Source organism: Chryseobacterium sp. CG10_8, from assembly GCF_058117085.1.
In genome coordinates this window covers 94,533-101,583 of the sequence record NZ_JBYVEB010000002.1, presented here as the reverse complement: position 1 = coordinate 101,583, position 7,051 = coordinate 94,533, and the positions used below count along the sequence as shown (strand labels likewise).

At 36.2% G+C, this 7,051-nt stretch carries 8 protein-coding genes; 1 reads left to right on the top strand and 7 read right to left on the bottom strand.

Annotated features, from left to right (window positions below; all coding sequences use genetic code 11):
* On the top strand, positions 1 to 234 hold a 234-nt coding region (locus tag AC4AGG_RS00890), incomplete at its 5' end, for a hypothetical protein (protein ID WP_489770081.1).
* A gap of 69 nt (positions 235 to 303) precedes the next feature.
* Here the strand turns inward: AC4AGG_RS00890 and AC4AGG_RS00885 are convergent.
* The 7 genes from AC4AGG_RS00885 to ribD form a co-directional block, all read right to left on the bottom strand.
* A complete protein-coding gene (locus AC4AGG_RS00885) occupies positions 304 to 957 on the bottom strand; it encodes a VTT domain-containing protein (RefSeq protein WP_489770080.1) in 654 nt (217 codons plus the stop codon).
* 5 nt (positions 958 to 962) lie between these two features.
* Complete coding sequence (locus AC4AGG_RS00880) at positions 963 to 1,598, bottom strand: VTT domain-containing protein (RefSeq protein WP_489770079.1); 636 nt, start codon at positions 1,596 to 1,598, stop codon at positions 963 to 965.
* A gap of 89 nt (positions 1,599 to 1,687) precedes the next feature.
* Positions 1,688 to 2,548 (bottom strand): prolyl oligopeptidase family serine peptidase, encoded by an 861-nt coding sequence (locus AC4AGG_RS00875; RefSeq protein ID WP_489770078.1) that lies wholly within the window; start codon positions 2,546 to 2,548, stop codon positions 1,688 to 1,690.
* 74 nt (positions 2,549 to 2,622) lie between these two features.
* Positions 2,623 to 3,741: a molecular chaperone DnaJ gene (dnaJ, locus tag AC4AGG_RS00870; RefSeq protein ID WP_489770077.1), complete on the bottom strand. Its 1,119-nt coding sequence runs from the start codon at positions 3,739 to 3,741 to the stop codon at positions 2,623 to 2,625.
* Between the two features lie 105 nt (positions 3,742 to 3,846).
* Entirely contained in the window at positions 3,847 to 4,386 is a 540-nt protein-coding gene (locus AC4AGG_RS00865; RefSeq protein ID WP_489770076.1) for a nucleotide exchange factor GrpE, read from the bottom strand.
* Positions 4,387 to 4,472: 86 nt separating this feature from the next.
* Complete coding sequence (locus AC4AGG_RS00860) at positions 4,473 to 5,789, bottom strand: Nramp family divalent metal transporter (protein WP_489770075.1); 1,317 nt, start codon at positions 5,787 to 5,789, stop codon at positions 4,473 to 4,475.
* Positions 5,790 to 5,997: 208 nt separating this feature from the next.
* A complete protein-coding gene (gene ribD / locus AC4AGG_RS00855; RefSeq protein WP_489770074.1) occupies positions 5,998 to 7,029 on the bottom strand; it encodes a bifunctional diaminohydroxyphosphoribosylaminopyrimidine deaminase/5-amino-6-(5-phosphoribosylamino)uracil reductase RibD in 1,032 nt (343 codons plus the stop codon).
* Positions 7,030 to 7,051 lie beyond the last annotated feature (22 nt).

Below are 7,051 nucleotides of genomic sequence, written 5' to 3'. Positions count from 1 at the left end.
AAAAATTTTAGTAAAACATTTGATTTTAGAAATTCAAGTGATTCTAAATATCAAATAGAAATTCAGAGATTGAATACATATTCATTTACCAGTAAATTTTCTGTTGCGCCCTATTCTCAGCCGAAATCGTTGATTAATCCATATAGCGTTTCTACACCAAAAACCGCTTTATTTCTGGGAATAACCCATGGAATCAAAGATGACTTACTCAAAAAGAAATGGGTGTTGCGATAAAGAATTTAACTGAATTTAACTATGTAATTACTTAAAGAAGTATACACATAAATGAGGAAGTTTAGGTAACTAGGCTTCCTTTTTCTTTGAAAAAAGTAGCTGGCGGAGGAGAGGTAGATTGGCCAAGAAGATGATAATCCAAATCATATAATCCAGATTTTCTTTCACCCAATTAATTTTTCCTAAGTTGTATCCAAGTAAGCTAATAACTCCCACCCAAAGGAAGGCACCGATAACACTATATAATAGGAATGTCGAATATTTGACTTGGGTAGAACCACATAGGAAAGGTACAATTGTTCTCACTACAGGAATAAAGCGTGCAATGATGATAGAATTTCGTCCATTTTTATCAAAGAAAGCCTTTGCTTTGTCTAATTGTTCCTTTTTGATGAAGGACTTTTCCGAGTTCATGATGAAATTGCCAAAACGCATTCCTACATAATAATTGAGGTTGTCTCCCAATATTGCTGCGAGTATCAATAATGGAATTACAATGAAAATATTAAGCGAACCCTGTTGAGCCAATAATCCAATTGTGAAAATAAGGGCATCACCGGGAAGAAATGGCATTAGAAAAGACGCAATGATAAGGCCTGTTTCTGCAAAAACAATCGCAAATAGGAATAGATAAACCCAATTATCGTACTTCTCAATAATGGCAAGAAGCACTTGGTCAGGCTTGGAAACAAAATCCATCAAAAAATTCCACAGGCTCTCCAAAGTCTCTATTTTTTCCTGTTAATTGCTTTCCAAATAATAGGAATCACTGAAATGAATACAATTCCTAAAACTACTTTTTCAAAATTTTCCTTTACCCAAGTGATATTTCCAAGGAAATATCCTAATAAAGTAATAGAAGTTACCCAAAGAATAGCTCCTGTAATACAATAAGTTAAATAGGTACGATATTTCATTTCTCCCGCTCCCGCAACAAAAGGCGCGATGGTTCTAACGATGGGGATAAATCTCGCAATGATGACGGTTTTACCACCATTTTCTTCAAAATATCGTTCGGTTTCTTGGATGTGTTCTTTCTTTAAGAATAGAATTTTTTCTTTCGACTGTATAAAATCACCAAATCTTTTACCGATAAAATAGTTGAGATTATCTCCCAATAAAGCGGCTCCTATTAGTAGAGGGATAACAATGAAAACATCAATTTGTCCAGTTGTAGCGGCGATTAATCCAACTGCGAAAAGCAATGAATCACCTGGTAATAATGGCATTACGACAACACCAGTCTCTACAAAAATTACTAGAAACAAAAATAGGTAAATGTAGATTCCGTAATCTCTGATAATCCCCGTCAATACAGTTAGTGGGTCTCCTAAAAAGTCTAATATAAACTGAATAATTTCCATCCTTAATTTTAATGCGCAACAAATATACTATTTATCCTCTCATTGTCTGAAGTTTTTACACGATAATTCCAAATTCTATCGGCTAAAATCTAATGCTGAATCCAATCCAAAATGGCTGGAAAAATCAGTTCGTCTCTCTTTTTTTTGCTCCAAAATCTTGGTACATGCCCACTGTTTTTCATCAGAATCAGACGATGCGGAATATTTTTCTCGCTTAGAACCGAATCTAATTTTAGTCCTTGGCTTTTGTTGACCAAAAAATCAGAATCACCTTGAAAAATTAAAGTCGGTACATTCGTTACTTGTTCGATTGGGCTTGCTTCCCGAAAAGCATTTGAAAGATTTTTTCTATCAAATTTGACTCCCACTGCTTTTGAGATGGTTGGTGAACTGTATTTGGAATAAGTCGAGTTCAGAAATGTATCAGAAAAAAAATCCGTTGGTCCGCTCATGGAGATGATTTTCAGGATTTGGTCTGGATTGCGATAACCATAGAGCAAAGCCAAATGCGCTCCTGCACTTTCTCCTAAAATAGTATAGTGATCGGGTTTCCATTTAGACTTTTGTGTGAGTTGGTTGAGCTTTTCTATGGACGAAGCAATGTCTTGCAATTGGTCTTTGTAATTGATATTCTTTTTTATAAGACGATAGTTGATGTTGGCAGAGGGAATTTTGTTTTCAAAAAGAAACTTCTGAATTTTAATCATATTTTCTTTCTTTCCATATTTCCAACCACCGCCATGAACAAGGATTACAAAAAGATTTTCTTCATATTGAGATGGTAAGAAAATGTCCATTTTTTGCTTTTTATTTTCACCGTACTTTAGATTGAAGATTTTTTGTTCGTTATCATCTCCAACCCAAACTCGGTATTTGGTATTACAAGAAGCCAAGAAACTTCCTAAAATTCCCAAAACCCAAAAATGATATTGCAAAATCCATTTTTTCATACTATAAAAGTATTAAAATCACCTGTATTGTTACAAAAAAAGAGTTCCTATAAGAAACTCTTTTTTTATGATTTTTAACTAAATAAATCTTTCACTTTATCAAAGAAAGTTTTCTCTTTTCCTGAAGGTTCAGCAAGCATATCTCCGTTGCTCATTTGTTTTTCAAAGAATTCTTTCTGTTCTGGTGTTAATTTTTGAGGAGTCCAAACGTTAATATGTACAAACATATCACCTTTACCATAACTGTCGATACTTGGAAGTCCTTTTCCAGCCAATCTCAATATTTTTCCAGATTGAGTTCCTGGATCCACTTTGATTTTGACTTTTCCTCCAACAACAGGAATTTCTTTAGATGTTCCCAAAGCAGCTTCTGCAAAAGAAACATATAATTCCTGATGAAGATTGTCGCCTTCTCGTTTGATATTTTTATCAACTTCTTCTTCTACAACAACCAGCAAATCACCTGCAACTCCGCCAAATGGAGCGTCATTTCCTTTTCCTCTTACATTAAGTTGGATTCCGTCTCTTGCTCCAGCGGGAATTTTGATTGTTACTTCTTCCTCTTCCTTTATCAGTCCGTGAGAATCTGCGCCACTTGGAATATGGTCAGCAACTTTTCCGATTCCGTTACAAGTTCCACAAGTTGCTTGCGTCTGCATTTGTCCGAAAACGGTATTCATTACTTTGATTTGTACCCCCGATCCATTACAAGTAGGACAAGTTTTAGAAGTCGTTCCTGGAGCGGTTTTCAAACGTTTTACCTTGATGGTTTTTTGAGTTCCGTTAACCATTTCTTCGAGGTTAAGCTTGATTCTTACCCTCAAATTGGAGCCTCTGACTTGTTGAGTTCTGTTTCCACCGCCAAAACCACCACCGAAATGTCCTCCAAAAATATCTCCAAATTGAGAGAAAATATCTTCCATGTTCATTCCGCCTCCGAAACCGCCACCGCCGAAGCCACCTGCTCCGCCAACACCAGCATGACCATATTGGTCATAACGAGCACGTTTGTTCTGGTCGCTTAATATTTCGTAAGCTTCAGCAGCTTCTTTAAATTTTTCTTCAGCTTCTGTGTCGCCTGGATTTTTGTCAGGGTGGAATTGTAAAGCTTTTTTTCGGTAAGCTTTTTTGATTTCTTCCGCAGTTGCTGTTTTAGAAATTTCAAGTATTTCGTAATAGTCTCGTTTTGCCATCTTTGTAATTAATGAGATATAGAATCAAAAGCTTTGCCATAACGGCACTACTCTTCCTAAAAGATTTGATTCTTTGTACTTTTCTTTTTGATTAAAAAATTGATTTTAGTTTCCGATTACCACTTTTGCGAAGCGAATCACTTTGTCATGCAAAAGGTATCCTGTCTCGATAACGTCTACGATTTTTCCTTTCAAGTCGTCGCTAGGAGCGGGGATTTGTGTAATGGCTTCGTGAAAATCAACATCAAAATTGTCTCCAGTTTTAACCTCCATTGTTTTCAAGCCTTTTTCTGAAAGTTTATTCTTGAATTTTTGATAAATCAATTCAACTCCTCTAAAGTCATCCTCGTTACCTGATTTAGCAATTTCTCTTAAGGCTCTTTCGAAATCATCCAAAACACCAAGCATAGAAATCATCATATCTTGGTTAGCGTATTGGAAAAATTCCATTTTTTCCTTAGAAGTTCTTTTTTTGTAGTTTTCGAACTCTGCATAAAGACGCATATATCTGTCCTTTTCTTCTGCCAAAAGTTCTTCTGTAGTTGGACCTTGCGTCACATTTGTCGCAGTTTCTTCAGGCTGATTTTCCTGAGTTGGAGTTTGCTGATTCTGCATTTCTTCGTGAATATCGTGATTTTCTGACATAATTTATCTTTTTAATAGGTTGCTTTTCGCAAAATAGTTGCCAAAATTGATTTTAGGACAAAAGGGCAGAAATTATGAACTGATGTTTAGAAAAATTTCATTGAAAGCAAATAGAGATTGAGCCCGATGATGATTGCAGAAATGGCGATAACGGTTATCTTCATCAACGGTTTGTTGGCAAAAGGTCCCATTTTGAGTTTGCTATTAGTAAACATCACGAGCGGGACAACTGCAAAACTCAGCTGCATCGATAGAATTACTTGACTCAAAACCAAAAGTTCTGTCGTGCCTTTTTCACCATAGATTGCAGTTACAATTATTGCAGGAATTACTGCTAGCAGACGTGTAAGTAGTCTTCGAAGCCATGGTTTCAGGCGAATATTTAGAAAACCTTCCATAACAACTTGTCCAGCAAGAGTTCCAGTTACAGTGGAGTTTTGGCCAGATGCTAAAAGTGCAACCGCAAAAACGATACTCGCAAGTGAAGTTCCTAAAATTGGAGCCAACATATAATATGCGTGGTCGATGTCCGCAACATCTTGGTTGCCCGTTGTGTGAAAAGTCGCCGAAGCTACAATAAGAATTGCTGCATTGATAAAAAATGCTAAAAACAAAGAAACGGTACTGTCGATAGTAGCAAATTTGATGGCTTCTCTTTTGCCTTGCTCGGTACGGTCGTAGTTTCTTGTTTGCACGATGCTACTATGTAGATATAGGTTGTGAGGCATTACTGTTGCTCCCAAAATTCCAATGGCAATATATAGCATTGATGGATTGGTGACAATTTCTGGTTTTGGTAGTAGTCCCTTGAAAATCGGAATAAAATCAGGATTGGAAGCCCAAATTTCGTAAACGAAGCAGGCTAAAATAACGAAAACTAAACTTGCGACAATTCTCTCAATCCAACGGAAACCTTTTTGCTGAAGTAACAAGATAAGGAATACATCAGCTACAGTGATGAGAATTCCCCACATTAGTGGAATACCAAATAGTAAATTGAGGGCAATCGCCGAACCAATGACTTCTGCAAGATCCATCGCAGCAATTGCAATTTCGCAGAGAATCCATAACACAAAATTGACTTTTGGAGAGAAATGGTCTCTACAAGCTTGAGCCAAATCTCTTTCTGCAACAACTCCTAGTTTTACGGAAAGATGCTGTAATATCATTGCGAATAGATTAGAAATAAGGATGACAGAAAGCAAGGTGTAACCAAATTTGGCTCCTCCTTCTATATCGGTTGCCCAATTCCCTGGGTCCATATAACCGACTGCAATCATTAACCCAGGACCAGTAAACGCCAATAACTTTTTCCAAAAACCAGCGTCTTTGGGAATATTAATGGAAGAAAAAACTTCCGGTAAGGAATTGGAGTGTTTCTCTCTTTGCCAAGGTTTCTTCATGTTGCAAATGTATAAATGTTAGATTAATCTAACAAATTAAATTTTGCCTATTTTAATTGAAATGTAGTTACTTATAAAATAAAGTTGAAGTCCCTTGATGGGATTCTAAAAATGAAAGAGGTGAAATGAGTGCTTATATCAACAGAATTCGTTGAAAGAGGTCGGAATTAGCAGGCTTTATAGTTAGTGCCTAACGAAACTGAATTTTCTAGATTGGGTTTTCGTTTCGATAAAAAGAAATATAGTTGTCTCGTATCTCTTCTAAATGAGTTGGGATAGCTTCAAGTTTTGGTGCAGGTGTTCCATTTTGGAGGAGCAGATCTGGATTTTTGATAACTATCGCTTCGTCCCACAGATTGTTGTCAATAAATTGTTGTAAAGTATATCGACCGCCTTCGATTATGATAGATTGAATTTCTTCATGATAAAGATGACTCATCATATTCTGAAGGAAATTATCTTTTTCTACTTTGATGAATTTTGCATGTTGATTATCTTCATTTTTAATTGAGTTAAAAACTATCGTTCTTGATTCGGAATTGTAAATTTTATTAGAAATTGGAACTTTAAGGTCAAAGTCAATCAGGACTCTAATGGGATGATTACCTGCTGCATTTCTGACTGTTAGACTTGGATTGTCTGTCAATGCCGTCTGTGTCCCAACCAAAATTGCTTGTTCGTCGGCTCTCATCTGATGTACGAATTGAGAAGCCAATGGATTTGATATTTGAGTAGGTTTGAAATCCTTGTCCAAAAATCCATCTTCCGATTGAGCCCATTTCAAAATAATAAAAGGTCTTTTTTTCTGATGAAAGGTGAAGAATCGTTTGTTGAGTTCTCTGCTTTCTTTTTCCATGATTCCAGAAATAACTTCGATACCAGCATCTTTTAAAATTTCAATTCCTTTGCCATTGACTTTTTCGTGAGAATCCAACGTGCCAATGACTACTCTTCGGAATCCAATTTCTTTCAATTTCAAGGAACATGGAGGCGTTTTCCCAAAATGGGAGCAAGGTTCCAAAGAAACATAAATTGTGGATTCTGCCAGTAGACTTTGGTCAGTTACCGAATTAATCGCGTTGATTTCTGCGTGATTTTCTCCTGCTTTATGATGATAACCTTCTCCAATGATTTTGTCGTTATGTACGATTACGCTTCCTACCAAAGGATTGGGATAGGTATTTCCTAATGCTTTTTTAGCAAGCTCAATACAGCGGAGAATATAGGTTTCGTGATTCATTATTTAATTGAAATTCTTTGCA